General features: G+C 66.4%; 23 protein-coding genes. 13 read left to right on the forward strand and 10 right to left on the reverse strand.

The genetic code is table 11. The features are described from left to right. Positions 1–10: 10 nt before the first annotated feature. Positions 11–1951 (reverse strand): acetate--CoA ligase, encoded by a 1941-nt coding sequence (gene acs / locus RA164_RS00080; protein WP_329741958.1) that lies wholly within the window; start codon positions 1949–1951, stop codon positions 11–13. Between the two features lie 212 nt (positions 1952–2163). On the opposite strand from acs, the gene RA164_RS00085 reads away from it, so the two are divergent. The 3 genes from RA164_RS00085 to RA164_RS00095 all read left to right on the forward strand — a co-directional run bounded on the left by RA164_RS00085 (position 2164) and on the right by RA164_RS00095 (position 5481). Then, positions 2164–3576 carry a hypothetical protein gene (locus tag RA164_RS00085; protein ID WP_329741959.1) on the forward strand — a complete coding sequence of 471 codons (1413 nt, stop codon included), beginning with the start codon at positions 2164–2166 and terminating at the stop codon, positions 3574–3576. 147 nt (positions 3577–3723) lie between these two features. Then, positions 3724–4299: an acetate uptake transporter gene (locus tag RA164_RS00090; RefSeq protein ID WP_329741960.1), complete on the forward strand. Its 576-nt coding sequence runs from the start codon at positions 3724–3726 to the stop codon at positions 4297–4299. A gap of 96 nt (positions 4300–4395) precedes the next feature. Further along, positions 4396–5481: a PA0069 family radical SAM protein gene (locus RA164_RS00095; RefSeq protein ID WP_329741961.1), complete on the forward strand. Its 1086-nt coding sequence runs from the start codon at positions 4396–4398 to the stop codon at positions 5479–5481. Between the two features lie 119 nt (positions 5482–5600). On the opposite strand, the gene RA164_RS00100 is transcribed toward RA164_RS00095, so the two are convergent. The 6 genes from RA164_RS00100 to RA164_RS00125 all read right to left on the reverse strand — a co-directional run bounded on the left by RA164_RS00100 (position 5601) and on the right by RA164_RS00125 (position 13992). After that, positions 5601–7652, reverse strand: a complete 2052-nt coding sequence (locus tag RA164_RS00100) for a S9 family peptidase (protein WP_329741962.1) — start codon at positions 7650–7652, stop codon at positions 5601–5603. A 110-nt stretch (positions 7653–7762) separates the two neighbouring features. Continuing rightward, a complete protein-coding gene (locus RA164_RS00105) occupies positions 7763–8251 on the reverse strand; it encodes a hypothetical protein (RefSeq protein WP_329741963.1) in 489 nt (162 codons plus the stop codon). Positions 8252–8273: 22 nt separating this feature from the next. Further along, positions 8274–10940, reverse strand: coding sequence for a M16 family metallopeptidase (locus RA164_RS00110; protein ID WP_329741964.1), 2667 nt, complete (start codon positions 10938–10940; stop codon positions 8274–8276). 186 nt (positions 10941–11126) lie between these two features. Further along, the gene (locus RA164_RS00115; RefSeq protein WP_329741965.1) at positions 11127–12617 is read right to left on the reverse strand and encodes a hypothetical protein; all 1491 of its coding nucleotides are present in this window, start codon (positions 12615–12617) and stop codon (positions 11127–11129) included. Continuing rightward, the gene (locus tag RA164_RS00120) at positions 12614–13510 is read right to left on the reverse strand and encodes an ABC transporter ATP-binding protein (protein WP_329741966.1); all 897 of its coding nucleotides are present in this window, start codon (positions 13508–13510) and stop codon (positions 12614–12616) included. Before RA164_RS00120 ends, RA164_RS00115 begins: the two co-directional genes overlap by 4 nt. Positions 13511–13608: 98 nt before the next feature. Continuing rightward, a complete protein-coding gene (locus RA164_RS00125; protein WP_329741967.1) occupies positions 13609–13992 on the reverse strand; it encodes a GntR family transcriptional regulator in 384 nt (127 codons plus the stop codon). 200 nt (positions 13993–14192) lie between these two features. On the opposite strand from RA164_RS00125, the gene xth reads away from it, so the two are divergent. The 3 genes from xth (at position 14193) to RA164_RS00140 (ending at position 16659) form a co-directional block, all read left to right on the forward strand. Then, positions 14193–14960: an exodeoxyribonuclease III gene (gene xth / locus RA164_RS00130; protein ID WP_329741968.1), complete on the forward strand. Its 768-nt coding sequence runs from the start codon at positions 14193–14195 to the stop codon at positions 14958–14960. Further along, a complete protein-coding gene (locus tag RA164_RS00135) occupies positions 14960–15634 on the forward strand; it encodes a YecA/YgfB family protein (protein WP_329741969.1) in 675 nt (224 codons plus the stop codon). The genes xth and RA164_RS00135 overlap by 1 nt, the downstream gene beginning before the upstream one ends. 191 nt (positions 15635–15825) lie before the next feature. Continuing rightward, positions 15826–16659: a pirin family protein gene (locus RA164_RS00140; RefSeq protein WP_329741970.1), complete on the forward strand. Its 834-nt coding sequence runs from the start codon at positions 15826–15828 to the stop codon at positions 16657–16659. A gap of 36 nt (positions 16660–16695) precedes the next feature. Here the strand turns inward: RA164_RS00140 and RA164_RS00145 are convergent, their stop codons facing one another. After that, complete coding sequence (locus tag RA164_RS00145) at positions 16696–17232, reverse strand: gluconokinase (protein ID WP_329741971.1); 537 nt, start codon at positions 17230–17232, stop codon at positions 16696–16698. Between the two features lie 142 nt (positions 17233–17374). Here RA164_RS00145 and RA164_RS00150 point away from each other — a divergent pair, with 142 nt between their 5' ends. The 6 genes from RA164_RS00150 (at position 17375) to RA164_RS00175 (ending at position 21688) form a co-directional block, all read left to right on the forward strand. Then, positions 17375–17827 carry an SPFH domain-containing protein gene (locus tag RA164_RS00150; protein ID WP_329741972.1) on the forward strand — a complete coding sequence of 151 codons (453 nt, stop codon included), beginning with the start codon at positions 17375–17377 and terminating at the stop codon, positions 17825–17827. 141 nt (positions 17828–17968) lie between these two features. Beyond that, a complete protein-coding gene (gene rsmG, locus RA164_RS00155; RefSeq protein WP_329741973.1) occupies positions 17969–18595 on the forward strand; it encodes a 16S rRNA (guanine(527)-N(7))-methyltransferase RsmG in 627 nt (208 codons plus the stop codon). A 76-nt stretch (positions 18596–18671) separates the two neighbouring features. After that, positions 18672–19529: a ParA family protein gene (locus RA164_RS00160; RefSeq protein WP_329741974.1), complete on the forward strand. Its 858-nt coding sequence runs from the start codon at positions 18672–18674 to the stop codon at positions 19527–19529. A 7-nt stretch (positions 19530–19536) separates the two neighbouring features. Further along, a complete protein-coding gene (locus RA164_RS00165) occupies positions 19537–20409 on the forward strand; it encodes a ParB/RepB/Spo0J family partition protein (protein ID WP_329741975.1) in 873 nt (290 codons plus the stop codon). Between the two features lie 110 nt (positions 20410–20519). Further along, positions 20520–21236, forward strand: coding sequence for a glycosyltransferase (locus RA164_RS00170; RefSeq protein WP_329741976.1), 717 nt, complete (start codon positions 20520–20522; stop codon positions 21234–21236). Between the two features lie 83 nt (positions 21237–21319). After that, the gene (locus tag RA164_RS00175) at positions 21320–21688 is read left to right on the forward strand and encodes a DUF488 domain-containing protein (protein ID WP_329741977.1); all 369 of its coding nucleotides are present in this window, start codon (positions 21320–21322) and stop codon (positions 21686–21688) included. A 21-nt stretch (positions 21689–21709) separates the two neighbouring features. Here RA164_RS00175 and RA164_RS00180 read toward each other — a convergent pair whose 3' ends face one another. Both RA164_RS00180 and RA164_RS00185 read right to left on the reverse strand, forming a co-directional pair. Next, positions 21710–22639, reverse strand: a complete 930-nt coding sequence (locus RA164_RS00180; RefSeq protein ID WP_329741978.1) for a patatin-like phospholipase family protein — start codon at positions 22637–22639, stop codon at positions 21710–21712. Between the two features lie 7 nt (positions 22640–22646). Next, positions 22647–23630 (reverse strand): helix-turn-helix transcriptional regulator, encoded by a 984-nt coding sequence (locus RA164_RS00185; RefSeq protein ID WP_329741979.1) that lies wholly within the window; start codon positions 23628–23630, stop codon positions 22647–22649. Between the two features lie 96 nt (positions 23631–23726). Here RA164_RS00185 and RA164_RS00190 point away from each other — a divergent pair, with 96 nt between their 5' ends. Further along, on the forward strand, positions 23727–24575 hold the full coding sequence (locus tag RA164_RS00190; protein ID WP_329741980.1) for a hypothetical protein: 849 nt from the start codon (positions 23727–23729) through the stop codon (positions 24573–24575). The last annotated feature ends 7 nt before the right edge of the window (positions 24576–24582 follow it).

Raw genomic sequence — 24582 nt, forward strand, 5'->3', positions numbered from 1 at the left:
AACTCGCCGCTTACTTGATCAGGCGTTCCTCGACAAGGTTGCTCACCACGCCGGGGTCGGCCAGGGTGGAGATGTCGCCAAGCTGGTCGGGCTGGTTCTCGCCGATCTTGCGCAGGATCCGGCGCATGATCTTGCCGGATCGGGTCTTCGGCAGGCCGGTGGCCCACTGCAGATAGTCGGGCGTGGCGATTGGACCGATCTCCTTGCGTACCCAAGCGATCAGCTCCTTGCGCAGCTCGTCGCTGCCCTGCTCGCCGGCAACCAGGGTCACGTAGGCGTAGATGCCCTGCCCCTTGATCTCGTGCGGGCAGCCGACCACGGCGGCTTCGGCGACTTTCGGGTGTGCCACCAGCGCGCTTTCCACCTCGGCGGTGCCGATGCGGTGGCCGCTGACGTTGATCACATCGTCCACGCGGCCGGTGATCCAGTAGTAGCCGTCCTCGTCGCGGCGGGCGCCGTCGCCGGTGAAATAGTTGCCGGGGTAGGCGCTGAAGTAGGTTTCGATGAAGCGCTGGTGATCGCCGTACACCGTGCGCATCTGGCCCGGCCAGGAATCGGTGATCAGCAGGTTGCCTTCGCAGGCGCCTTCCTGCACTTCGCCGTTGGTATCGACGATGGCCGGCTTCACGCCGAAGAACGGCTTGGTGGCGGAGCCCGGCTTGGTGGCGGTGGCGCCCGGTAGCGGGGTGATCAGGATGCCGCCGGTCTCGGTCTGCCACCAGGTGTCGACGATCGGGCAGCGCCCATCGCCGACCACGCGGTGGTACCACTCCCAGGCTTCCGGGTTGATCGGTTCGCCCACCGTGCCGAGCAGGCGCAGCGAGGCGCGCGAGCACTTCTTCACCGGCTCCTCGCCTTCGCGCATCAGCGCGCGGATCGCGGTCGGCGCGGTGTAGAACAGGGTCACCTTGTGCTTGTCCACCACCTGCCAGAAGCGGCTGACGTCCGGATAGTTCGGTACGCCGTCGAACATCAGCACGGTGGCGCCGTTGGCCAGCGGGCCATACACCACGTAGCTGTGGCCGGTGATCCAGCCCACGTCGGCGGTACACCAGTAGACGTCGTCCTCGCGCAGGTCGAACACGCATTCATGGGTGTAGCTGGTGTAGACCAGATAGCCGCCGGAAGTGTGCAGCACGCCCTTGGGTTTGCCGGTGGAACCGGAGGTGTACAGGATGAACAGCGGGTGCTCGGCTTCCATCGGTTCGGCCGGGCACTCGGTGCTCTGGCCGTCCATCAGGTTGTGCCAGTAGCGGTCGCGCGGCGATTGCATCGGCACGGCGCTGCCCGTGCGCTGCACCACCACCACGGTTTCCACGCTGCTGGTGCCGGGACGGTCCAGCGAGGCATCCACATTCGCCTTCAGCGGAATCTTCTTGCCGCCGCGCACGCCCTCGTCGGACGTCACCACCACCTTGCACTGCGAGTCGGCGATGCGTCCGGCCAGCGAGTCGGGCGAGAAGCCGCCGAACACCACCGAGTGGACCGCGCCGATGCGCGCGCAGGCCAGCATCGCCACCGCTGCCTCGGGGATCATCGGCATGTAGATCGCCACCCGGTCACCCTTGCCCACACCGAGGTTTTTCAGCGCGTTGGCGAACTTGCACACTTCGCCGTGCAGCTGGCGGTAGGTGAGGCTGCGTGATTCGCCGGGGTCATCGCCCTCGAAGATGATCGCGGTCTTGTCGCCGCGCTTTTCCAGGTGCCGGTCGAGGCAGTTGGCCGACACGTTGAGCATGCCGTCCTCGTACCAGCGGATGTGCAGGTCCCTGGGGTCGTAGGAGACGTTCTTGATCTTCGTCGGCGCCCTGGCCCAGTCGATCCGCTTGCCCACCTCCGCCCAGAAGCCTTCCGGGTCGCTCACCGATTCGGCATACAGCCGTTCGTAGTCGTCCTTGCGAATGCGCGCTTTGGCGGCGAACTCGGTTGAAACCGGATGAGTGGTGGACATGCGTGCCTCCTGCTGGTTTACGGATGGGCAATGCGGATAATGTGTCGTGCCCGATGCGGCGGACGAAGCCCGAGTGTAACGGTTGCCGCAACAGGCGAGCCACGTGCGGATTTCGACTTTGGTCGATTCTCGACCAATGGCCAATAGGCGTGCGCGACAACCCGCATCCATGCTCGCAACCACATATAAGATTTCTGGGGAGACCATCGATCATGAGCACGACTAGCCACCGTCGTCGTCCTGGCGCGCTCGCGCTCGCCGTCGCGTGCGCGCTGGGCCTGCCGCTTGCGGCGCAGGCGCAGACCAGCACGTCCACCAGCAGCACGCGTGAGCAGCAGCTTGAGCAGCGGGTCGACCAGCTGCAGCAGGAAGTGAACCAGCTGAAGCAGATGATCGAGACGCAGCGGGCACAACCCGCCGCCGCGCCGGCTGCGGCACCGGCTGCGCCGGTACAGAACGTGGCCGCGGCCGCGGCACCTAGCAAGCCCGTATTCACCAGCGCGCCGGGCGTTTCGGTAGCGCTGCATGGCTTCATCAGCGCCAGCGCCTTCAGCCAGAACAAGTCCTTCACCTACGGCAACGGCCAGAACGCACTGTTCCCGCAGCCCGGTTCCAACGGAACGCTCAGCGGCTTCGATGTGCGCAACACGCGCTTCTGGCTGGACTTCAGCGGCGCCAAGTTCGCCGGCGACTGGGTCGGCGGGGGTCGTATCGAGATGGACTTCTTCGGTGGCTTCAACGGCACCGGCGCCTACAGCCGGCAGCAGCCGCTGCCGCGCCTGCGTCAGGCCTATATGGACCTGACCAACCCCGATACCGGCAGCACCGTGCGCATCGGCCAGCAGTGGGACCTGATGTTCCCGCTCGACAACGTGACCACGTCACTGGAACACGTCGCATTTCCGCTCGCGTTCGGCAGCGGCATGATCGGCTGGCGTTTCCCCGGCGTGGTCTGGATGCAGGACCTGAACCACGGCAGCACCGGCGCGAAGTGGCGGCTGGATCTGGGCGCCTTCGACGGCTCGTGGGCAGGCCCGGGCAACAACGTGAATTACCTCACCGCCGGTAATGCAGGATTCCGGCCGCAGCTGGAAGCGCGCCTGCATGTGAAGGACAAGGACTGGCTGGCCTACGCGGCTGCGCATTACAGCCAGGTCGACCTGCGTGGCGTCGGCAACGACACCACCGCGCCGATCAAGTCGCAGGTCAAGAGCGTGGGCTACGAAGTCGGTGGCCAGTGGAAGCCCGGCCCGTGGTCGTTCAAGGGGCAGGTGTATACCGGTCAGGGTCTGGGTGAGCTGTTCGGTGCCATGTCGCAGTTCGGTGACATCAAGGAAACCGGCGGTTATCTGCAGGCCGGTTACAGCTTCACCTCGAACTGGAGCATGTTCGGCACCTATGCCTATGCGAAGCCGAACGCGGGTGACGTGATCCGCTGGATGGGTCATGGCGCCACCGGCCTGCTGCGCAACCGCCAGGCTGCGCTGAGCCTGCAGTACGCGGCCGGATCGTATGCGCTGGGCGTGGAACTGCTGCACGACAAGCTCGATTCCACCACCAACGGCAGCGACCGCAAGACCACCAGCGGCAACCAGCTGAGCCTCAACGCGCTGTATCACTTCTGAGCCCGGGGCGGCGGCCGTGCGGTCGCCGCCATGCTTCATCCGGACCCAGGCGTGTCCACGGTTTCATGCATACGGACGCGGCGTCGATGACCCGCGGCGGGTCCGCATGGCCGCGACGACCACGAACCGACCACGGAGAAGTTCACGATGAGCGATGCAAGCACGCAAGCGAAATTTTCCAATCCGGCCCCGTTGGGGCTGGCCGGCTTTGCGCTGACCACCTGGCTGCTCAGCATGATCAACGCCGGCTGGTTCGGCGGCGAGGCGATGGGCATGGTGCTGGCCTGCGCCCTGGCCTACGGCGGCACCGCGCAGGCGATCGCCGGGGTGATGGAATTGCCGCGGGGCAATACCTTCGGTGCCACCGCCTTCATAAGTTACGGCGCCTTCTGGTGGTCGTTCGCGCTGTTCGTGCTGTTCCTGCACGACAAGGTGCCCGCTGCGTTCGTGGGCTGGTACCTGTTCCTGTGGGGCGTGTTCACTTTCTACATGTGGCTGGGCACCCTGCGGGCGCCACGCGCGTTGCAGCTGGTTTTCCTGTCCTTGTGGATCACCTTCTTCCTGCTCGCGGCCGGTGAATGGACCGGCATGGCCGGCCTGCACCATGCCGGCGGTTACATGGGGCTGCTGACCGCGGTGCTGGCGTTCTACCTGTCGGCGGCGGAGATCATCAACGATTCGCAGCAGCGCACGGTGTTGCCGATCGGCGCGCCGCGCGGCTGAACCGGCACGCTTCCAGCAACAGCACGAAAGCGGTGACAGGGTGGCGTCTGCCGGGATGTCGCCTGTCCTGAGACGCCAGCGGCGCACCATGCGCCGATGACCGAATCGCAACCGCGTGCATTCAAGGGCCGGGGCGCCGCCTCCAATCCGGAGGGGCGCTTCGAGTCCATTCGCCATCACGCCGAGGACGACGGCTGGCAGAGCCTGCTGCTCGACGACGAGGCACCGCGTCCGCGTACCGAAGTCACCGACGAACGGGCACGCAGCGTGATCACCCGCAACGATTCGCCCGACATCGCCTTCGAGCAGGCAATGAACCCCTATCGCGGTTGCGAGCATGGGTGCATCTACTGCTTCGCCCGTCCCAGCCACAGCTATCTCAACCTGTCGCCCGGGCTGGACTTCGAAACCCGGATCCGTGCCAAGGGCAACCTCGCCGAGGTGCTGCGTGCCGAACTGGCGAAACCCGGCTACATGCCCAGGCCGATCAACATCGGCAGCAACACCGACCCCTACCAGCCGGTGGAGAAGCGCTGGCGGCTGACCCGCGCCGCGCTGGAAGTGCTGGCCGGCAGCCGGCACCCGTGCACCATCGTCACCAAGAACGCGCTGGTCGAGCGCGACATCGACCTTCTTGCGCCGATGGCGCGCGAGCGCCTGGTGCAGGTGTTCGTCTCGGTGAACTCGCTGGACAACCGGCTCGCGGCGAAGCTGGAACCGCGTGCCAGTGCGCCGCACCGACGCCTGCAGGCAATCCGTGCATTGGCCGAAGCCGGCATACCGGTGGGCGTGCTGGTGGCGCCGATCATTCCCGCGCTCAACGATCGCGACCTGGAGGCGGTGCTGGAACGCGCCCACGACGCAGGCGCCCGCTGCGCCGGCTACACCGTGCTGCGCCTGCCGTGGGAGTTGAAGCAGCTGTTCCGCGAATGGCTGGCGCTGCACGCGCCGCAGCGTGCCGAACACGTGATGAGCCTGGTGCGGCAGATGAACGGTGGGCGCGACTACGACAGCGATTTCCGTACCCGCATGCGCGGCCAGGGCGTGTTCGCCGAGCTACTGCGCCGGCGCTTCGAGGTGGCCTGCCGCCGGCACGGCTACGGGCGTGCGCGCGAGTTGCGGCTGGATACTTCGCGCTTCGTGCCGCCGCGCGAAGTATCGCCGCAGGGCAGTCTGTTCTGAACGACCGGTGTGCATCCGCGATGCACGCATGAACAAAGGGCGTCGATCCTGCAGGATCGACGCCCTTGTTTCGTTTCACCCACATGTCGCTGCATGTTGCAGCGACAACGGGTCATTACTTACTTCGTCGCGGGGAGGTACTTGGCGAACCAGTCCAGCGAGCGTTGCAGCACGTCCCGGATATGTGCCGGGTTGCTGAAGGCGTGGCCCTCGTTGGGGTAAACCACCAGCTGGGTGGGTACGCCGAGCGTCTTCAGGGCATGCCAGTATTCGAACGACTGCGGTGCGGGGCATTCCTCGTCGCGGTCACCGACCACGATCAGCGTCGGGGTCTTCACGTTCTTCACGAAGTTGATCGCCGAGCTCCGCGCATAGGCCGCCGGATCGTCGTACAGCGAGGCACCGAAGTACGGGATCATCCACTGGTCGATGCGGTTCTCGCCGTAATAGCTCTGCCAGTCGGACAGGCCCGCACCGGCCACGGCGGCACGGAAGCGGTGGGTCTGGGTCGGCGCGAACATGCTCATGAAGCCGCCATAGCTCCAGCCGGTCAGGCCGAGGCGATGGTCGTCGACCGGAGCCATCTTCTCCACCGCATCGATGCCGGCGAGGATGTCGCGCAGGTCGCCGTAGCCGAAATCGCGGCGGTTGGACTGCACGAAGGCCTCACCCTGGCCGAAGCTGCCGCGCGGGTTGGGCATGAACTCGAAATAGCCGGTGGCGGCGTACATCGCGCGGGTGCCGGGCCAGCTGGACAGCACGCCCCAGGCCGGGCCGCCGTGCACGTTGACGATCATCGGGTAGGTCTTGTGCGGATCGAAGTGGGCCGGGTACAGCAGCCAGCCCTGCACCTGGCGGCCTTCGTTCGTCCATTCCACCGAAACCGCCTTGCCCCAGCTGGGCTTCAGGCTGGCGTTGTACGCGGTGACCGCGGGCGGCGGGGTGGCGCCGAGCGGACCGGCGTGCACTTCCGGGGCATGCTCGAACGAGCTCTGCTCGAAGGCCACGCTCTTGTGGCCGGCCGACAGCGAAACCGACAGCACAGCACGGCCGTCTCCGATCATCGCCGGCAGCGTGAAGTACGGTGCCTGCGCGGTGGCACGGTCGCCGTGCACTTGGTATTCGGCCAGCTGCACCTTGCCCTTGGCATTCTGGCTGACCAGCAGCGACTGCGGCGAGGACCATGCGAACCATTCCGGCGTGACGTGGATGCCCGGCGTCAGGTTGCTCACCGCGCCACCCATCGACGGCACGCGGTAGAGGTCGCCGCCGGTGGCGCCCTGGTCGCTCATCAGGCCGCCGATGAAGGCGATCCACGAACCATCCGGCGACCAGCGCGGCAGCGCCATCTGCAGACCGTGCAGCGAACCCTTCACCGTGGCGGTGTCGACGATCACGCGCGGCGTGGCCTTGGCCCGCGCGTCCTGCACGTACAGTTTGGCGATCCACCAGTTGTCGTCGCCCGGCGGCGGCGCGGCGGTGTAGGCGATGCGCGAGCCGTTCGGCGACCAGCCGAATTCATAGGCGTACAGCGAGCTGGGCGTCAGGATGTCGACCTTGCCGCTGGCTACGTCCAGACGCGCCACATGCTGGATCTGGATGTCGCCCTCGCCGATCACGCCCACCTGCGGCTTGCCGGCCGCGGTGGCGCGCGCATGACGGGTAGCGCCGGGCACGAACAGGAAGCCCAGCGACTTGCCGTCGCGGGTCCAGGCCAGCGCGCGCGCGAAACCGCTCAGCGCGGCCAGCTCGCGGGGCGCCTTGCGGCTGCCGACGTCGCTCAGGTAGACATCGTTGTGCATCGCCTTGGTGTTGGTGAGGTCGTGGCTGCAGTCGGCGATGAAAGCCAGGTGACGCGAATCCGGCGACCAGGCGATATCGCGTTTGTTGCACTCAGCCAGCTTCGAGCCGACCTCCAGTGTGTGCGCGTGCCGGCCGTTGGCATCGGCCACTTCGATCACCGGTTTGTGCTTCACCGACATGGTCCAGGCCAGCTGCTGGCCATTCGGCGAAATGGCCACCTCGCCGATCCGCTGCACCTTGCCGAGCTGGTTCAGCAGGTGCTCGATGCGCGGATCGGTCGGGTGCGACCCGGGCAGGGTGCCGGCAAACGCGGCGGGAATGAAGGCTGCTGCCGCCAGGGACAGCAATAGATGGGAGCGCTTCAGCATGGCTGAACCTCGTGACGCGGGCGGAAAACCGCCACGCTAGCAGTTCGGTGCGATGCTGCCTATGTGAGTTATGGCATGGGTCCGCGGCCCAGATTGGCGGGATTAGCGCATCATGCGGACATGTTCGTGCCGGCTTCCAACATGCGGCGCAGCGCCCGCAGCGTGATTCGTGGTCCGATCACCTCGCCGCCGGCGCAGCGCACGGTCTGGCTGTCGAAATACAAGGCGCGCGGCACTGACGGAACCCAGCCTGTGATCGTCATTCTATGCCGGTGTCCCGAGAGCCACGCTTCGATGCGTGCCTGATCGCCGGTGGCGATGCGCATGCGCGAAGGGGTGCCGCCGACCAGCGAGGGAAGCATGCCGGCGCAGCAGCCGACGAGCACGATCACTGGCCAGTGCATGAACCAGAGCAGCAGCGCAGTACTCGCGGGAATAAGCAGAAACAACACCACGCGATAGGTATCGCGTGATTGTTCCCGCAAGGGCATCGCGCGAATGGCATATCGTATCGAAGGAGCGGACATATCGTCGTCGACCGGTTGCGAGGGTAGGGTGCTGCTGCGGATGGTGGTGCCAGCCGGATGCGGGGTGCGCATCCGGCTGGCCTTCGGGCAGACCTCAGTTCTTCGGCGCCGGTCCCTTCACTGCGGTGACCAGTCCGTCCGGGCGCACGTACCTGGCGAACGCCTGCTGCACCTGCGGTGCGGTCAACGCCAGGTAGTGCTGGCCGGCGAGGGTCATGCCATCCAGCGGCTTGCCTTCCATCGACAGCGTCAGCAGCTGTCCGCCGATCGCGCTGAAGCTGGATTCGCCCAGCGGAATGCGCCGCAGCAGGATGCCCTTGGCCTGCTTCAGCTCGGTCTCGGTCACCGGCTGCTGCTGCATCTGCTTCAGGTCGCGCACCACCATGGCGCTGGCTGCGCTGACCTTGTCCGGATCGCAGCCGAAGTAGACGCTGTAGGTGCCGCGATGTTTCTCGGGCGAGAAACCGACGCCGACGGTGTAGACCAGGCCGTGCTTTTCGCGCAGATCGCGGGTGAGCCGCGAGGCATAGAAGCCGCCGCCCAGCACCTGGTTGCCCAGGTTGATGGCGAACCGTGCCGGGTCGTTCCAGGTTACGTCGATGGTCTGGGCCATCGTCACAGTGTCCTGTACCGCGCTGCTGTCGGGCACATGCAGCTTGCCGGGCTTGTTCGCCGGTACGGCAGCGTAGTGGGTGTCGGGTTTTGGCCCGGTCGCCTTCCAGCCGCCGAAGGCCTGCTCCACGACCTGCTTCGCCTGTGCCGGGTCGACCTTGCCCACGATCACGATAGTGGTCATGTCAGGACGGAAGGTCCTGGCGTAGTACTGCCTGACCTTGTCCAGGCTCAGGCCCATCACGCCCTGCGGCGTGGCGTGGCGCAGCGAGGGATCGTGCGCGGGCAGCAGCGCCTTGTTCAGGCCGTAGCGGAACAGGAAGCCGGGCGACTGCAGGGCGCCGGCCACTTCACCCGCGGTCTGGTGCTGCACCACCGCGAATGCCTGCGCCGGCAGGGCCGGATGCAGTTCGTTGTCGGCCAGCAGCTGCACGCCCTGGGCGAAGTGCGCTGATGGCACCGACAGCGAGAAGCTGGAACCGGCGTCGACATGGGCGCTGATCTCATCCAGCGCGCGCTGGAACTGCAGCCGGTTCATGTGCTCGGTGCCGAACGGGAACAGGCCGTCCAGCACGTCGGCCACACCCTCTTCGCCCTTGGGCGACTGCAGGTCTTCGTTGGTCTTGATGCTGCCGTACAGCTCCACCGTGTTGCTGACCGACTCCGGCTGCACGATCAGGGTCAGCCCGTTGGGCAGCACGTAGCGGGTCGGGTGCAGGGTGGAGCGCGGTACCTCCAGCTTGCCGAAGGCCTTGGCCGCCCAGGCCGGCAGCTGCACCGGCTTGTCCGGCGTGCTGGCGAAGCTCTCGGCGCCGCCGAAGCCCTTGCCCGCGACCGGCTTGCCAGAGCTTTCCGGGGTGAGGATGGCGGTGATCGCGTGGGCCGGCTCGAAGGTGGCCCTGGCCAGCGCGTTCACTGCGGCCGGGGTCACTGCCTCGATCGCCTGCTTCATCTCATCCGGCGATTCGAGACCCTGGAAAGCCAGTGCCGACGACCAGGCATTGGCCAGGCCGTCCACCGAGTTCTTCTTGAATTCCAGCGCGGCGATGGCCTTTCGCTTGGCCGCGTCGACCAGCGACGGGTCGATGCCCTTGCTGGCGGCCTGGGCCAGGATCGTCTGCATCCGGGTCAGGATCGGCTGCGGGTTGCCGCCCTTGGGGAAGATGCCCACCGCCATGCCCACGCCGGCATGCGGCATGGCCTGGTCGAAGAAGCCGCCGTACAGCGCGGTACCGTCGAAGCGCATGCCGGCCAGCGCGGCCCGCTGCGAGCCCATTGCCTGGCTCAGCACCAGCGCGGTGGCGTAATCCTTCGAGGTGAGCCCGGGCATGCGGTAGCTCAGGTAGACCGAGCCGTAGGGGCTGTCGGTCGGCAGCTTCACCGTCTTCGCCTCGACCGGTTTGAAGTCGAAGCGGGGCCGTGCCGGAATCGTCTTGCGCGGGATGTCGCCGAATTCCGACTTCACCTTCGCCAGCGTGGCGGTGGGGTCGACGTCGCCGGCGATCACCAGGATCGCGTTATTCGGCGCGTACCAGGTGTCGTGGAAGTGCTTGAGCATGCCCGCGGTGGTCTTGTTGAACGAAGGCCGCGTGCCCAGCGGCGTATGCGCATACGGCGTGCCGGCGAACATCTGCTGCAGCAACTGGGTATAGAACTTGAAATCCGGGCTGGACAGGTCGCGCGAGACTTCCTGCTCGATCGCGCCGCGCTCCTTCGACCACTCCTTCGGGCTCATGTCCACGCCGCGCATGCGCAGGCTCTGCACATGCAGGGCTACATCCAGGTCCTGCGACGGCGCCACGAAGTAGTACTGCGTCACGCCCTGCGTGGTATCGGCATTGAAGGCGCCGCCCATGTTCGCCGCGATCGCCGCCAGCTGGTTCTTGCTGAGGCCGGGACTGCCGCGGAACATCATGTGCTCCACCGCGTGCGCGGTACCCGGGAAGCCCGCCGGCGCTTCGTCGGAACCGGCCAGGTAGTTGAGTTCGGTGGTCACCACCGGGGCCAGCGTGTCGCGCACGATCACCACCCGCAGGCCGTTGTCCAGGGTGGCGCGGGTGACGTCGGCTTCATGCGTGGCGGCCATCGCGCCGGTCGCGGCCAGGGCCAGTGAAATTGCCGCCGTCAGGCGGAGCGCTCGCTTCTTCATCGTGCTTTCCTTGTATCAGTTGCGATAAGGGATGCGTGCCTCGCGTCCCGGTGTGAAAGGCGGATCGATACCTTCGCGGCGGTCATCTTGCCGGCCATGTGCATCCATGCCAACCGCGCTTGCGACACATGGCCATGTCGCGTCGTCAGCACAGAGACAGCGCAGGTCATCGTCTGTTCCCATGACTCATGCGCTGGGCATGAATGGGTGCGGAAGGCGTTGCAGCTCGCGCCAGCCGTGCAGCGCCAGTCGTATCAGCAGGGTCAGGAAGGTCGCCCACAGCACCGCGATCACCATGGCTACGAGCGGTCTCCATGCAAGCGCCTGGGGATCGCCGAACAACGGCAGTACCAGACCGCAGGTAATGTTCATAAGTGCATAGCCGTAGGCGACCAGCCACCAGCGACCGTGGTCGACGTGGCCAAGCACCGCCAGGCCGAAGGCCACCAGGATGGCCATGCCGGCCAGCTGGGCGAGCAGCAACAGGGCGCAGCCGGCAGCATTGATATGCAGCTGGCCCGCCAGCAGCAGGGTCACCGGCAACAGCACGGTTTGCACCACCAGCACCGGCAGCAGGGTGGCTGCCAGCACCTTGCTCCGCACGTGTCCGCTATCGCCCATGCCGGGCAACAGCGCCAGCAGCGGCAGCTCGGCACTGTGCCTGCTCCAGCGATGTTGCAACTGCTTGATGTGGATGATGGCCAGCAGCGGATTGAGCAGGACGACGATGGCGAACAGCAGCGTGTTCGCGCCGTTTGCGGCCGACAGCAGACTTTTGTGCATGTCATCGCCGCTCAATGGCAAAGTGATGGTCAAGCCGATGAACAGCAAGCCAGCCAGCAGCAAGCCCGCCTGACGGACGCGGCTGGCTGTGGTCTGCGGCATGCCCCATCCGCCCAGCGCCACGCGCAGGCTGCGCAACGGATGACCTGGGCCGCAGTCGCGCAAGCTGACGCTGGGCTGGAGCCAACGTGCGCGCTGACTTATCAATCGATGCCCGGCGGAGTTGCCGCCTCTGCGGCCGTACCAAATGTTGTTGCGCAGTTGGAGCAGGATCGGTCGATGCAAGCCATGCAGCCCATAATCGCGACGTATCGCGAGGCGCCAGAACCCGGCAATCAGCAGCCACAGCAGCACCGCAGAGGGCACGGCCCAGGCCAGGAAGCGCCCGGCGGCATTGATCGGCATGGGCAGCCAGCGTGCCAGCTGATCGTGCAGCATCGGCACGAATATCACGAAAATCCCCAGATAGGCCGGCAGCGTGGCGTAGGCCATGCCGAGGCCGGCACCCAGGGCAAGTTGCACCAGCGTGGCCATGGCGTTGCCATGCGCGAGCCAGGCCAGCCACAGGGCAGGCAGTGCGATGGTCAGCAACGCATACAGCACGAGGCTGGCGATCACGGAGCGACCCAGGCTCGGCATCCGCAACCGATAGGCTTCGCGTGCCAGCAGCAGCGGTTGCGACAGCACGCCTGCCCACAGGAAGCAGTCGAGCAAGGCCATGCCATGGCTGGCCGTGCTGAGCCAGGTGGCATCGGATACGTGCGCTGATGCATGGGTCAGGATGCAGATCAGCAGTGCAGTGACGGCGATGCCCAGCGTCGTGCCCCAAGCCGCATTGCGCACGGTTTTCGACAGCGCCATCCATGGCAGTGCCAGTAGCTGTGCCGGGTTCATTCCGCGATCTCCACGAACAGGTCTTCCAGGCCGAGCGCGTCGATGCGCGCGCCGGGAAGTTGCGCGGCTTCCGGCCACTGGCCGTGTTCGTCGCGTTCCACCACCAGGCTGAGGCTGCCGTCTTCATGGCGACGATGGCTGAGCGACGCGCCGGGCGCGGCGGCGCTCATGCGCGGCGGCAGCCACAGGCGGGCGTAGCGTTCCTTGGTTTCGTCCACCTCGCAGCGCAGCAGCAGCCGGCCTTCGTGCAGGAAGGCGACGTCCGAGGCGACCCGTTCCAGGTCGGACACGATGTGGGTGGAGAACAGCACCGTGGTGCCCGACTCGCCCGCGCGCAGCGCCACCTCGCGCAGCAGTTCGCGGCGCGCCACCGGATCGAGCGCGGCGGCCGGTTCGTCCAGCACCAGCAGCTCCGGCTGCGAGGCCAGGGCGCGGATCAGGTCGACGCGCTGGCGCTCGCCCGGCGAGAGTTTGGCCAGCAGCTTGTTCGGCGCGATCTTCCAGCGCTCCAGCGTGTTTTTAGCGAAGTGGGCGTCCCAGCGCGGATAGAACCGGCCGACAAAGTCGAGCATCTGCTGCGCGGTGAGCCAGGGCAGTGCTTCGGGCTGTTGCGGCACGTAGGACAGGCGCGCCTTGGCCGCGTCGGAAAGCTTCAGCGCGGGTTCGCCGAAGATGCGCGCCTCGCCGGCCATCGGTTCGAGTAGACCCAGCATGGCGCGGATCAGGGTCGACTTGCCGGCGCCGTTGCGGCCGATCAAGCCGAGCACGCTGCCCGGCTCCAGCGCCAGGTCCACGCCGGTCAGCACGTTGCTGCCTTCGTAGCAATGCATAAGGCCGTGCACGGCGAGCGGAGTGACGGCGACCTGATCGTTTTCCTTGAGCATGGCGTTCATCGTTCTTCCCTCGATGTCGTTCAATGGCAGTGCGGCCAGGGCCGCGAGATTGCGGAGCTGTGGGTCATCCGCGGCTGGCGTGGCGGCATGGCGACATTTCAGTCCTCCAGCAACCGGGTCAGCCGGCGCAATACCGGTTCGGCGGGCAGTTCCAGCTCGCGGGCCTGGCGCGCCAGTGCCTGCAGCTGCGGTTCCAGCAGGGCCAGCCGCTGGGTCTGCGTATGCGCGGCCTTGTGCGTGGCGGCTACCGCCATACCCTTGCCGCGCAGGCGTTCGAGCAGGCCTTCGCCCTCGGCGATGCCGTAGGCCCGCGATACCGTCATCGGGTTGATCGCATGGAAACCGGCCACCTCGCGCACCGACGGCAGCAGTTCGCCGGGTACGAGCTGGCCGCTGGCGATCAGCCGGCGCAACTGCTCGACGATCTGGCGATAGATCGGCTCGGGTGCGGTGGGCTGGATGGTGAGCAGCGAAGCGTTCATGTGTATCAATACAACAATACACATGGAGCGAAGTCAAGCAGGCCAGAGGTCACGTTTCGGGGCGAATGCGGAAAGCATGGCCGGGACATGACCCGGCCAGCTGCGTGCTGGCTGTGCTGTACGACGTGACAATGCGATGACGTGGGCATCGCGACCGGGCTGTCATTCGCCCGATTTGCCGCATCGCCTACAATGGCGTCATGAAAATCGCTTCGTGGAACGTGAATTCGCTGAAGGTGCGTCTGCCGCACCTGCTGCAATGGCTGGAAGAGGCCAGGCCGGACGTGGTGGCCCTGCAGGAAACCAAGCTGGAAGACGCGAAGTTTCCCGTCGACGAGCTGGCCGCCGCCGGTTACCGCAGTGTCTATGCGGGGCAGAAGACCTACAACGGTGTGGCGATCATTGCCCGCGACGAACCGCGCGACGTGGTGACCGATATTCCTGGCCTGGACGATCCGCAGCGGCGCATCCTCGCCGCCACCGTGGGCGACCTGCGGGTGGTCGACCTGTACGTGGTCAACGGCAAGGCGGTCGACGACGAGAAGTACGTCTACAAGCTGCACTGGCTGGAGCGTGTGCGTGAGTTTCTCGCCGCCGAACTGCAGCGTCATCCGAAACTGGTGGTGCTGGGCGACTTCAACATCGCGCCTGACGACCGCGACGTCTATGACCCGGTCGGCTGGGGCGAGGACATCCTGTGTTCGCCGCCCGAGCGCGCCGCGCTGAAAGCGATCACCGACCTGGGCCTGCACGACAGCTTCCGGCTGTTCGAGCCGGAGGCCGGCCACTTCAGCTGGTGGGACTACCGGCAGGCGGCGTTCCGGCGCAACATGGGCCTGCGCATCGACCTGATCCTGATCGGCGAAGCGCTGAAGCCGGCAGCCATGGCGGCGGCCATCGACCGTACGCCCCGTCGCTGGGAGCGTCCTTCCGACCACACGCCGGTAACGCTGGACCTGGATATCTGATGACTGACAAAGCCGATTGGCCCAGCTCGCTGGACGACAACGAACTGGACGAACTCGATCGCTACCTGCGCGCCCATGCCCAGGAGGGCGACGGCCGCCTGCTGCTTGACGGCGTGCACGGCATGCTCAGCGCGCTGACCGTCGGGCCGATGCAGGTGCTGCCGGAAGAGTGGCTGCCCGAGATCCTGCATGAACCCTTCACCGACGAGGACGAAGGCAACCGGGTGCTGGCATTGCTGGCCAAGCTCAACGACTCGATCAGTGCCGAGCTGGAACTGGATGCCTACGAGCCGATTCTCGGCGAAGTGGAAACCGATGCCGGCATGGTGCTGTCCGCCGCGGGCTGGTGCGAGGGCTTCAGCCGCGGCATCGACCTGCGCGCGGGGCTGTGGGAGAAGCGTCTGGCTGACGACCCCTCGCTGATGGAAATGCTCGGTCCGGTGATGGCGCTGGCAGTGGATGAAGGCATCCTCAGTGCCGAAGCCGAGTTCGAACGGCTCACCGAGGACGAGTACGACGAATGCCTGTCGCAACTGCCGGCGGTGCTGCTCGCCGTGAACAGCTACTGGTACCAGCACCCGGTCACCGAGGCCGAAGTCGATGCCGCTGTCCAGCATGCCGATGGGGGCGAACGCACGCCACCGCGCCAGCGCAGCGGTCACTGGGTGCATTAGGGACAAGCGAAAGACATGGTCTAAGGGCGCCAGGCAGGCATTGTTCGCCCGGTGTTCTCCTGGCTTCGCAGTTTCTCTTCCCTCACGCCGGGCCTTGTAGTGCTGGCGAAACAATCCGTTCCGCCGGCACGACTTGGATCGCGAGGTCGATGAGCGCATCTTGGCGCCATCGTTTCCACAGGAGTCAGATCATGAGCGAGCGCCATATCCGCCATCGCGTGCGCGGCGTCGACACTGCCGACGGTGCCGGGGTCAAGCTGAAGCGCATCATCGGCCAGCCGATGCTGGACACGCTGGATCCGTTCCTGTTGTTGGACGAGTTCCGTTCCGACAGCGCCGACGACTACATCGCCGGCTTCCCCGAGCATCCGCACCGCGGCTTCGAGACGGTCACCTACATGCTGGCCGGCCACATGCGTCACGGCGACAACCACGGCAACCGCGGCGACCTCGGTCCCGGCAGCGTGCAGTGGATGACCGCCGGACGCGGCATCCTGCATTCGGAGATGCCGCAGCAGGAGAACGGCCTGATGTGGGGCTTCCAGCTATGGGTGAACCTGCCGGCGAAAGACAAGATGACCGCACCGCGCTACCAGGACATCGCCCCCGGACGGATTCCTTCCGTGCAGTTGGCCGAGGGCGTGCAGGCAAAGGTGATCGCAGGTGAAATGGCGGGTGTCACCGGCCCGGTCGAAGGCATTGCCACCGCGCCGATCTACCTCGACCTTGCGCTAGATCCGGGCGCGCGGGCGGTCATTCCGCTGCCGTCCGGGCATCAGGCCTTTGCCTATGTGTTCGACGGCGAAGCCGCCGAGGTGGCCGGCGCGCGCCTCGGGCGCAGCGAGCTGGCGGTGCTTTCCGAGGGCGAGAGTGTGACGGTTGCCGGTGGCGAGTCTCCCACGCGGGTGTTGCTGGTCGCAGGCAAGCCTTTGCAGGAGCCGGTGGCGCGCTACGGCCCGTTCGTGATGAACACGCCCGAGCAGATCCACGAGGCGATCGCCGACTTCCGCGCCGGGCGCTTCTGATCGCAACCGATCGCGTCCGGATCGGGCGCGACCACGTCAGGCACGCTGTGTCGTGACAGCCAGCCATTGCCGCGCCCGGGCGACCAGTTCGTCCGGTGCGGCGGGTTGCAGCACAAGCGCATTTTCGTCCGGGCCCGGCAGCTCCAGTGTGCTGAGCTGGCTGTCCAGCAGCGACGCCGGCATGAAGTGCTCGCGTTGCTGCATCCGGCGTGCCAGCTCGGTGGTCGGCACCGACAGGCAGATGAAGCGCAGCGCCCCGGCCTGGCGCAGCACGTCGCGGTAATCGCGCTTCAGTGCCGAGCAGGCCGCCACCGCGCTGTGTCCTTCGTGCAGGTGGCTGGCGATCCAGTCGCGCACGGCCGCAAGCCACGGTGCGCGGTCGGCATCGCGCAGCGGCAGGCCGGCGCGCATGCGGGCGATGTTGCCGGGCGGGTGCAGGTCGTCGCCTTCGAGAAACGGCCAGCCCTCAGTTTTTGCCAGGGTCCTGCCGATACTGCTTTTACCGCTGCCGGAGACGCCCATGACGATCACGCCGACGGGACAGTGGGTGCTGATGCGTGATCTGTCGCTCATATCCGTTGCGGAGTGTACGTGGAGGCTTGAAATACGCCATGGATCGTCGTTAAATAAAAATTAATCCAAACAGGTTCAATCGCCTGTAGACTGTTTCTACTCAATCAACGCTAAAAACAAACTGTAAAGTATTGTTTTATATATGATCCTCTGGGCCGCCCTACTGCTTTCGCTTGCCGCCATCGCATTCAGCGCGGTGAAGCGAGTGCCTGTGGGCCAGGTCTACAGCCTGCACCGCCACGGCAAGCCGCTGCGCTTGCTGCAGCCGGGTACGCATGTGGTGCTGCCCTGGCTGGACCGGGTGGCGCATCGTATCGATCTGGGTGGACGGGTGCTGCGCTTCGAGCAGCCGCTGGCCGACGCGCGCGATGTGCGCGGTACGGTGTACTGGCAGGTGCTGGAGCCGGAACGTGCCGACGCCATGATCGATCAGGCCGATCAGCTGATCCGTCATGGCGCGCTGGAAGCCTTGCAGGGCGAGACGCAGGCCCATCCGGACGGACAGGCGCTGGGTACGGCGCTCAAGCAGAGCCTTAATGGCCTGTTGCGCGAGCGCGGCGTGATGGTGACCCGGGTGGAGCTGGAGCTCGCCTGATCCATCCGCAGGATTGCGCAGGGCTGCCCGAGAGCGCCCGCGCGGGGGGAAATTGTCCACTTCACCCGCCCTACGGCGGGTTTTCCTTTTTGGCGGTCCGGCCGGATACTGCACGGTCCGCCCCAGCTACGGACCGTCCGCATGACCGCACGCGCCAACCTGCACCGCCAGCTCGAACAGGGCGTGGCCGCGCTTGGCCTGACGCTGCCGGCCGGTGCGCTGGAACGCCTGCTGGACTACCAGGCGCTGCTGGAGCGCTGGAACGGCGCGTACAACCTCACCGCGATCCGCGACCCGGCCGAGATGGTCACCCGGCATCTGCTCGATTCGCTGGCGATCCTGCCGTTCGTCGAGGGTGCGACCCTGGCCGATCTCGGCACCGGGCCCGGCCTGCCGGGCATTCCGCTGGCGATCGCGGCACCGGGGCGGCAGGTGTTGCTGGTCGATTCCAATGGCAAGAAGGTGCGCTTCCTGCGCGAAGCGATCCGCGCGCTCAGGCTCGAAGGGGTGCGCGCGGTGCAATCGCGGGTCGAGGACGTGGAGGGGCAGTTCGACTGCATTACCGCGCGTGCCTTTGCCAGCCTGGCCGACATGCTGGGCTGGGGCGGCCACCTGTTGGCGCCGCAAGGGACCTGGCTGGCGATGAAGGGGCGGGCACCCGACGACGAGCTTCCTGGGATCCCGCCCGGCTTCGCGGTCCGCGGCATGCATGCACTGGCGGTACCGGGGCTGGACGCCGAGCGTCGGCTGGTCGTGCTCGGCCGGTGATGCCGGCACCGGCCCATCGCAAGAGCGGCCCTGCTAATCTAGCCCTCCTTTCGATCGCGTACGGTACCCACGACCCATGGCCCGCATCATCGCCGTCGCCAACCAGAAGGGTGGTGTCGGCAAGACCACTACCGCCGTCAATCTTGCTGCTGCACTGGCCGCGGCAAAGCGCCGGGTGCTGCTGGTCGACCTGGATCCGCAGGGCAATGCCACCATGGCGTCGGGCGTGGACAAGCGGGACGCCAAGCCGAACGGCTGCGAAGTGCTGCTGGACGAGGCACCGATCGAGCAGGTCATCGTCACCACCGAGGCGCATTACGACCTACTGCCCGGCAACGGTGACCTGACCGCCGCCGAACTCAAGCTGATGGACGCGCTGGCCCGCGAGAGCCGCCTGAAGGAACAGCTGGCCAAGGTGGCTGCGCGCTACGACACGATCCTGATCGACTGTCCGCCGTCGCTGCATCTGCTGACCCTCAACGCGCTGGCCGCCGCCGATGGCCTGCTGATTCCGGTGCAGTGCGAATATTTCGCGCTGGAAGGACTTTCCAGCCTGCTCGAAACGGTCAGTGCCGTGCGCCAGCGGTTGAATCCCTCGCTGGAGATCGAAGGCCTGCTGCGGACCATGTACGACGTGCGCAACAACCTCGGCAACGAAGTCTCGGCGCAGCTCACCGCGCACTTCGGCGACAAGGTGCTGCGTTCGATCATTCCCCGCAACGTGCGTCTGGCCGAGGCGCCGAGCCATGGCCAGCCGATCCACCTGTACGACCGCAGCTCGCGCGGCGCGATCGCCTACATTGGCCTGGCCGGCGAGATCATCCGCCGTGAACGCGGTGCACAGGCGGCGGTGAATGCGCTGCACGACATGCACGATGACGGCGTACACGAAGACGTGGCCGAGGCTGCGTCGTATCCACACCAGGAGCATTAGGAAGCCGATGGCCGCTGCGAAGAAACGAGGTCTGGGACGCGGGCTCGATGCCCTGCTGGGCGGCGAAGGTGCTGCCGCCACGGTGGCGACAGGCGAGCAGGAAGGTGAGCTGCGGACCCTGCCGATCCAGCAGATCCAGCCCGGCAAGTATCAGCCGCGCCGGCACTGGAACGAAGACGCGCTGGACGAGCTGGCCGCATCGATCAAGGCGCAGGGCCTGATCCAGCCGGTGGTGGTCCGTGCCATCGGCAAGAACAGCTACGAGCTGATTGCCGGCGAGCGCCGCTGGCGCGCCGCCCAGCGCGCGCAGATGAGCGAGATCCCGGCGCTGGTGAAGGACGTGACCGAGGCCGCCGTGCCGGCCATGGCACTGATCGAGAACATCCAGCGCCAAGACCTGACCCCGCTGGAAGAGGCCGACGCGCTGAAGCGTCTGATCGACGATTTCGGCCTCACCCATCAGCAGGCTGCCGACGCGGTGGGTCGTTCGCGCGCCTCGGTGTCCAACCTGCTTCGCCTTACCGAGCTGCCTGCACCGATCAAGCGCCTGCTTGACGATGGCAAACTCGAAATGGGGCATGCCCGCTGCCTAGTGACCCTGGACGAAGCCATCGCCCTGACCCTGGCGCGGCAGGCATCCACCCTGGGCTGGTCGGTGCGTGAACTGGAAGACGCCGCACGCAAGGCGCAGACCGCGCCGAAGGGCAAGGCGAAGGCATCCTCAGCACGCGATCCCAATATCGATGCACTGGAGCGCGAGCTGGCCGAGCGTTTCGCGACCCGGGTCGAACTGGCGCAGGGGCGCGGTGGTCGTGGCAAGCTGGTGATCCATTACCACAGCAACGACGAGCTTGACGGCATCCTCGGCAAGTTGCGCTGAAAGGCGGGGAGCGCGTGGAGAGGAACGGAAGTTGAGGGTCGTCGGCCCGCAACCCTGCTCCATCGCATCGCTCGCCGTGCTGCACTCATTTTTTTCCAGGTAACACAGTCATGCCCCAGCTTTCCATCGTCGTGCCGGTCTTCAACGAGCGCGACAACATTCCGCCGTTGCTGGCCGAAATCGCCGCTGCCCTGCGCGGCAAGGTCGACTACGAAGTGATCTACGTCGACGACGATTCCGCCGATGACAGCCGCGCCGTGCTGGCCGCGCAGAAGGCCCAGCATCCGGAGTTGCGCGTGCTGCACCATGTCACCCGCAGCGGCCAGAGCACGGCGGTATGGAATGGCGTGCGCGCGGCGGCGTCGCCGTGGATCGCCACCCTGGACGGCGACGGCCAGAACGATCCGGCCGATATCCCCAACCTGCTCTCTGCCCGGTCGGCGGCTGCGTCGGAGGTGAAGCTGTTCGCCGGCTGGCGCACCACCCGGCGCGACAGTTTCAACAAGCGCATTTCATCGAAGATCGCCAACGCGGTGCGCTCGCGCATGCTCAAGGACGCCACGCCCGACACGGGCTGCGGGCTGAAGCTGTTCGAGCGCGAGGTGTTCCTGCGCCTGCCCTATTTCGATCACATGCATCGCTACCTGCCGGCGCTGGTCAAGCGCGCCGGCTTCCAGAGCCAGAGCGTGCCGGTCGGTCACCGGCCGCGCACCGCCGGTACGTCGAAGTACGGCATGCTCGACCGCCTGTGGGTGGGTCTGGCCGACCTGCGTGGCGTGGCCTGGCTGATGCGTCGGGGCAAGGTGACCCGGGTCGAGGAAGACTGAAGCGGCTGATTGCCGGGTGACATGGATCATGTTCACCTGGACTTGGCGGCGTATGCTGGAAGACCCCGTGCAGGAGGTCAGCCGTGGGCATCAGCATCAAACGCGTCTACGAGCCGGCAGAGCGCTCGGATGGCGTGCGCGTGCTGGTCGACCGCCTGTGGCCTCGCGGACTCAAAAAGGAAGACGCCGCGGTCGACCTGTGGTTGCGCGAGCTGGCCCCATCCGCGGCGCTGCGAGGCTGGTTCGGGCACGATCCGGCGCGTTGGGAAGGCTTCCGTCATCGCTATGCGAGCGAACTGGATGACCAGGTCGATCTCTGGCGCCCATTGGCCCAGCAGTCGCGGCGCCAGCGGGTGACCCTGCTGTTCGGCGCGCGCGACGAGGAGCACAACAATGCCGTGGTGCTGAAGGCCTACCTGGAACACTGGCTGACCACACACGGGCCGGCATGACGCTGTGCGGCGACGCCGGATTCAGGCGCGGGGCAGGCGGGCGTGGCGTTGCCGCCAGCTGTCCAGTACCTCGCGGGTACGTTCGCGGCCAAGTTCGATGAGTTCCCGCGCGCGGTAGAACTCGTAGGCGGTCGAGACATTGCGCGGCAGCTGGATGAGCACGTCGGGTTCGTAGGCGGACAGGCGCAGGCGCGCCAGGTTGGCCTGCATCAGGTCCATCGAGCGGCCGAGCAGTTCGAGCATGCCCGGTTCCGTCACCTTGTCGTCGGCGGCCCTGTCACCGCCCAGCGGCAGCAGCCGGCGAAGCAGGCCATGGCGCTGCGGTGTCCGCTCGTTCTCGTCCAGATTCTCGGGGGTCGAGGATTCGGGCGCGCCGTCCACGCTCACCGCCACCAGATAGTCGGCCGGCTCGCGGATCAGTGGTGTGACCGGCACCGGATTGAGCAGGCCGCCGTCGACCAGCCGGCGCCCCTTCACATGGTGCGGGCGGAATATCGTGGGGATCGCAATCGACGCGCGGATGGCGTCGAACAGCGAACCGCGGCTGAGCCACAGCTCGCGCTCGCGATCAATGTCGGTCGCCACCGCGGTGAATGCAATCGGCAACTCTTCGATGAGTGCATCGCCGACCATGTCGAGCAGGGTGCCGATGAGCTTTTCGCCCTTGATCAGGCCGCCGCCCGAGAGCGTCCAGTCGACCAGTTTCAGTACATCGAACTTGTCCAGGGTGACGACCCAGTCGCGGTATACCTCGAGCTTGCCGGCCGCGTAGATGCCGCCGATCAGCGCGCCCATCGAACTGCCGGCAATGGCCACGATGTCGAAGCCCTGGGCCTCGAGTTCCTCGATCGCCCCGATGTGCGCCAGCCCTTTCGCGCCGCCCGCACCCAGCGCAAGCGCCACGGTAGGCTTGCTTTGGGTATTCCCGCTGACGGTGGCGATCTCGTCCATGGACGGCTCAGCGTGGCACGGACTGATAGCCCGACAGGGCCAGGTGCAGCAGCGACTTCATTTCTTCGCGCAACGGCAGCGGTGCCACGATCTCCGCATCGGGACCGTACTTCAGTACGTCCATCAGCAGTTCCTTCGAGTTCGAATAGGGCAGCTGCAGTTCATAGCGGCCGTCCGGCAGCCAACTGCCTTTCTGCTGCGAATGCCAGTGTTCGTCGGCGACCCAGCGTGCGGCGTGGGCCGAAAACCGGATGGTCGCCCAGGCCTTCGGTGCGCCGGCGAAGATGCCGTAGCTGGAGGCCAGCGTGTCATTGAGCTGGGCCTCGGCAACGTCGGTTGCCGCGGTATCCAGTGCCTGTGGCTCGGCGATGCGGTCTACCGCAAAGCTGCGCAGGGCTTCGCGGTCGTGGTCCCATACGTCCAGATACCAGTTGTCGCGGTAGTGGGTGAGGCGCTGTGGCGACACCGTGCGCCGGCTGTCGCTGTTGGTGGTGCGGGCGCGGTAGCGGAAGCGCAGCTGCCTGCGTTCGAGCACGGCACCGGCGACGACGCGGAATACATGCTGGTCCAGCTGGCGCTCGCCCCAGGGGATCACCCGGATACGCTCGATCGGCAGTGCCTTGCCGCTGCCCTGGTCGGACAACAGGTGTTCGATGCGCGCCTTGAACGGTGCCAAGGCCCCGGCCAGCACGCCCGGGCCGCTGCGTCCGATCAGCTCGTTCAGCGCCAGCAGTGCGGCCAGTTCGTCCGAGGTGAGCCACAGGCCGGGCAGCTCGAACCGCTCGCCGTCACGCAGCTCATAGCGGAAGGCGGCATGCTCGCCACTGGCGCTTTCGATCGGTGCGCCAAGCGCGTCGCGCAGGAAGGCGATGTCCCGGTACAGCGTGGCACGCGAGCATTCCAGCTCGTCCATCAGTTTCGGCAACGGCACCGGGTAATGCGCCGACTTCAGCACGCGATGCAGGGTAAGAATGCGCTCGTAGCGATCCATGGGGGAGGTCATCGTGGGCGGGCTTGTGTAGCATGGGGATGCAACGCCGTGGCTGCAAGCCCGGCATGACTCCCACCCCGGCAACATGAGGACGGCATGCCCGACCAAACCAGGCCCCCGAGCGGACGGGTCGCAGCCCTGCTGTACGCTCTTGTCATCAGCGGTTATGGCGTGTGGGTGTTGCTGGGCGCGCTGCTGACGATGAGGGTTTACAGCGAGGGCCGCGGTCCGGTGCTGGTGCCGTTGCTGCTGGGGGCGCTGTTCGTCAGTCTCGGGCCGTTGCTGGCCACCTTGCGGGTGCCGTTGCTGCGTGGCTGGAGCGGCTGGCGACTAGATTCGGGGTTGCGGCCCAGTCGCGAAACCCTGCTGGCGCTGGCCTGCTATCTGCCGGCGCTCGGTGTGGCGGGCCTGGCTCGTGGCGATAACGATTTCTGGGCGACCCGGCTGCTCAGTGCCGGGCTGGTTGCATGCAGTCTCGCCTGTCTGGCCTATCAGTCGCGGCGTGGCGATGCTGCCAGTCCGCCGCGGCAGATGGTGCCGCTTCCGGTGGAACGGGTGATCGCCGCCTGCTACGGCGGCGGCCTCTGGCTGATGCTCTGCGTGATTCTGCAAAACCCGGATGTGCACAGCACCGATACCCGGGCGTGGACCATCGGCCTGCTGATGCTGGCCTTGCTGTCCGGATTGGTCGAAGGCGTACGTTGGCAGTCGGTGACGGGGCGCGATGTGCTGTCCCGTTGGCGGCAACGTTTTCTTGCAGCAGGCATGACTTACGCGGTGCCATGCCTTGTGTTGCTGCTGCTGCCCGGCAGTAGCGACGGACGCTGGCTGATGCTGGCGGCTGCGGTGTCTTGTGTCTGGGGTCGGGGTATCGATCTCCATTTGCACGAGACCGCGATCAGGCACATGCACGATGCACCGCCGGTGCCAGGTGAAGCCGGCTAGAAGTGTT

Origin of the sequence: Dyella sp. A6 (assembly GCF_036320485.1) — a bacterium.
GTDB lineage: Bacteria > Pseudomonadota > Gammaproteobacteria > Xanthomonadales > Rhodanobacteraceae > Rhodanobacter_A > Rhodanobacter_A aluminiiresistens.

Excerpts from the sequence above, each read along its gene's own strand:
- acs (WP_329741958.1), bottom strand. The coding sequence starts at position 1,951 with ATGTCCACCACTCATCCGGTTTCAACCGAGTTCGCCGCCAAAGCGCGC.
- RA164_RS00085 (WP_329741959.1), top strand. The coding sequence starts at position 2,164 with ATGAGCACGACTAGCCACCGTCGTCGTCCTGGCGCGCTCGCGCTCGCC.
- RA164_RS00090 (WP_329741960.1), top strand. The coding sequence starts at position 3,724 with ATGAGCGATGCAAGCACGCAAGCGAAATTTTCCAATCCGGCCCCGTTG.
- RA164_RS00095 (WP_329741961.1), top strand. The coding sequence starts at position 4,396 with ATGACCGAATCGCAACCGCGTGCATTCAAGGGCCGGGGCGCCGCCTCC.
- RA164_RS00100 (WP_329741962.1), bottom strand. The coding sequence starts at position 7,652 with ATGCTGAAGCGCTCCCATCTATTGCTGTCCCTGGCGGCAGCAGCCTTC.
- RA164_RS00105 (WP_329741963.1), bottom strand. The coding sequence starts at position 8,251 with ATGCGCACCCCGCATCCGGCTGGCACCACCATCCGCAGCAGCACCCTA.
- RA164_RS00110 (WP_329741964.1), bottom strand. The coding sequence starts at position 10,940 with ATGAAGAAGCGAGCGCTCCGCCTGACGGCGGCAATTTCACTGGCCCTG.
- RA164_RS00115 (WP_329741965.1), bottom strand. The coding sequence starts at position 12,617 with ATGAACCCGGCACAGCTACTGGCACTGCCATGGATGGCGCTGTCGAAA.
- RA164_RS00120 (WP_329741966.1), bottom strand. The coding sequence starts at position 13,510 with ATGAACGCCATGCTCAAGGAAAACGATCAGGTCGCCGTCACTCCGCTC.
- RA164_RS00125 (WP_329741967.1), bottom strand. The coding sequence starts at position 13,992 with ATGAACGCTTCGCTGCTCACCATCCAGCCCACCGCACCCGAGCCGATC.
- xth (WP_329741968.1), top strand. The coding sequence starts at position 14,193 with ATGAAAATCGCTTCGTGGAACGTGAATTCGCTGAAGGTGCGTCTGCCG.
- RA164_RS00135 (WP_329741969.1), top strand. The coding sequence starts at position 14,960 with ATGACTGACAAAGCCGATTGGCCCAGCTCGCTGGACGACAACGAACTG.
- RA164_RS00140 (WP_329741970.1), top strand. The coding sequence starts at position 15,826 with ATGAGCGAGCGCCATATCCGCCATCGCGTGCGCGGCGTCGACACTGCC.
- RA164_RS00145 (WP_329741971.1), bottom strand. The coding sequence starts at position 17,232 with ATGAGCGACAGATCACGCATCAGCACCCACTGTCCCGTCGGCGTGATC.
- RA164_RS00150 (WP_329741972.1), top strand. The coding sequence starts at position 17,375 with ATGATCCTCTGGGCCGCCCTACTGCTTTCGCTTGCCGCCATCGCATTC.
- rsmG (WP_329741973.1), top strand. The coding sequence starts at position 17,969 with ATGACCGCACGCGCCAACCTGCACCGCCAGCTCGAACAGGGCGTGGCC.
- RA164_RS00160 (WP_329741974.1), top strand. The coding sequence starts at position 18,672 with ATGGCCCGCATCATCGCCGTCGCCAACCAGAAGGGTGGTGTCGGCAAG.
- RA164_RS00165 (WP_329741975.1), top strand. The coding sequence starts at position 19,537 with ATGGCCGCTGCGAAGAAACGAGGTCTGGGACGCGGGCTCGATGCCCTG.
- RA164_RS00170 (WP_329741976.1), top strand. The coding sequence starts at position 20,520 with ATGCCCCAGCTTTCCATCGTCGTGCCGGTCTTCAACGAGCGCGACAAC.
- RA164_RS00180 (WP_329741978.1), bottom strand. The coding sequence starts at position 22,639 with ATGGACGAGATCGCCACCGTCAGCGGGAATACCCAAAGCAAGCCTACC.
- RA164_RS00185 (WP_329741979.1), bottom strand. The coding sequence starts at position 23,630 with ATGGATCGCTACGAGCGCATTCTTACCCTGCATCGCGTGCTGAAGTCG.
- RA164_RS00190 (WP_329741980.1), top strand. The coding sequence starts at position 23,727 with ATGCCCGACCAAACCAGGCCCCCGAGCGGACGGGTCGCAGCCCTGCTG.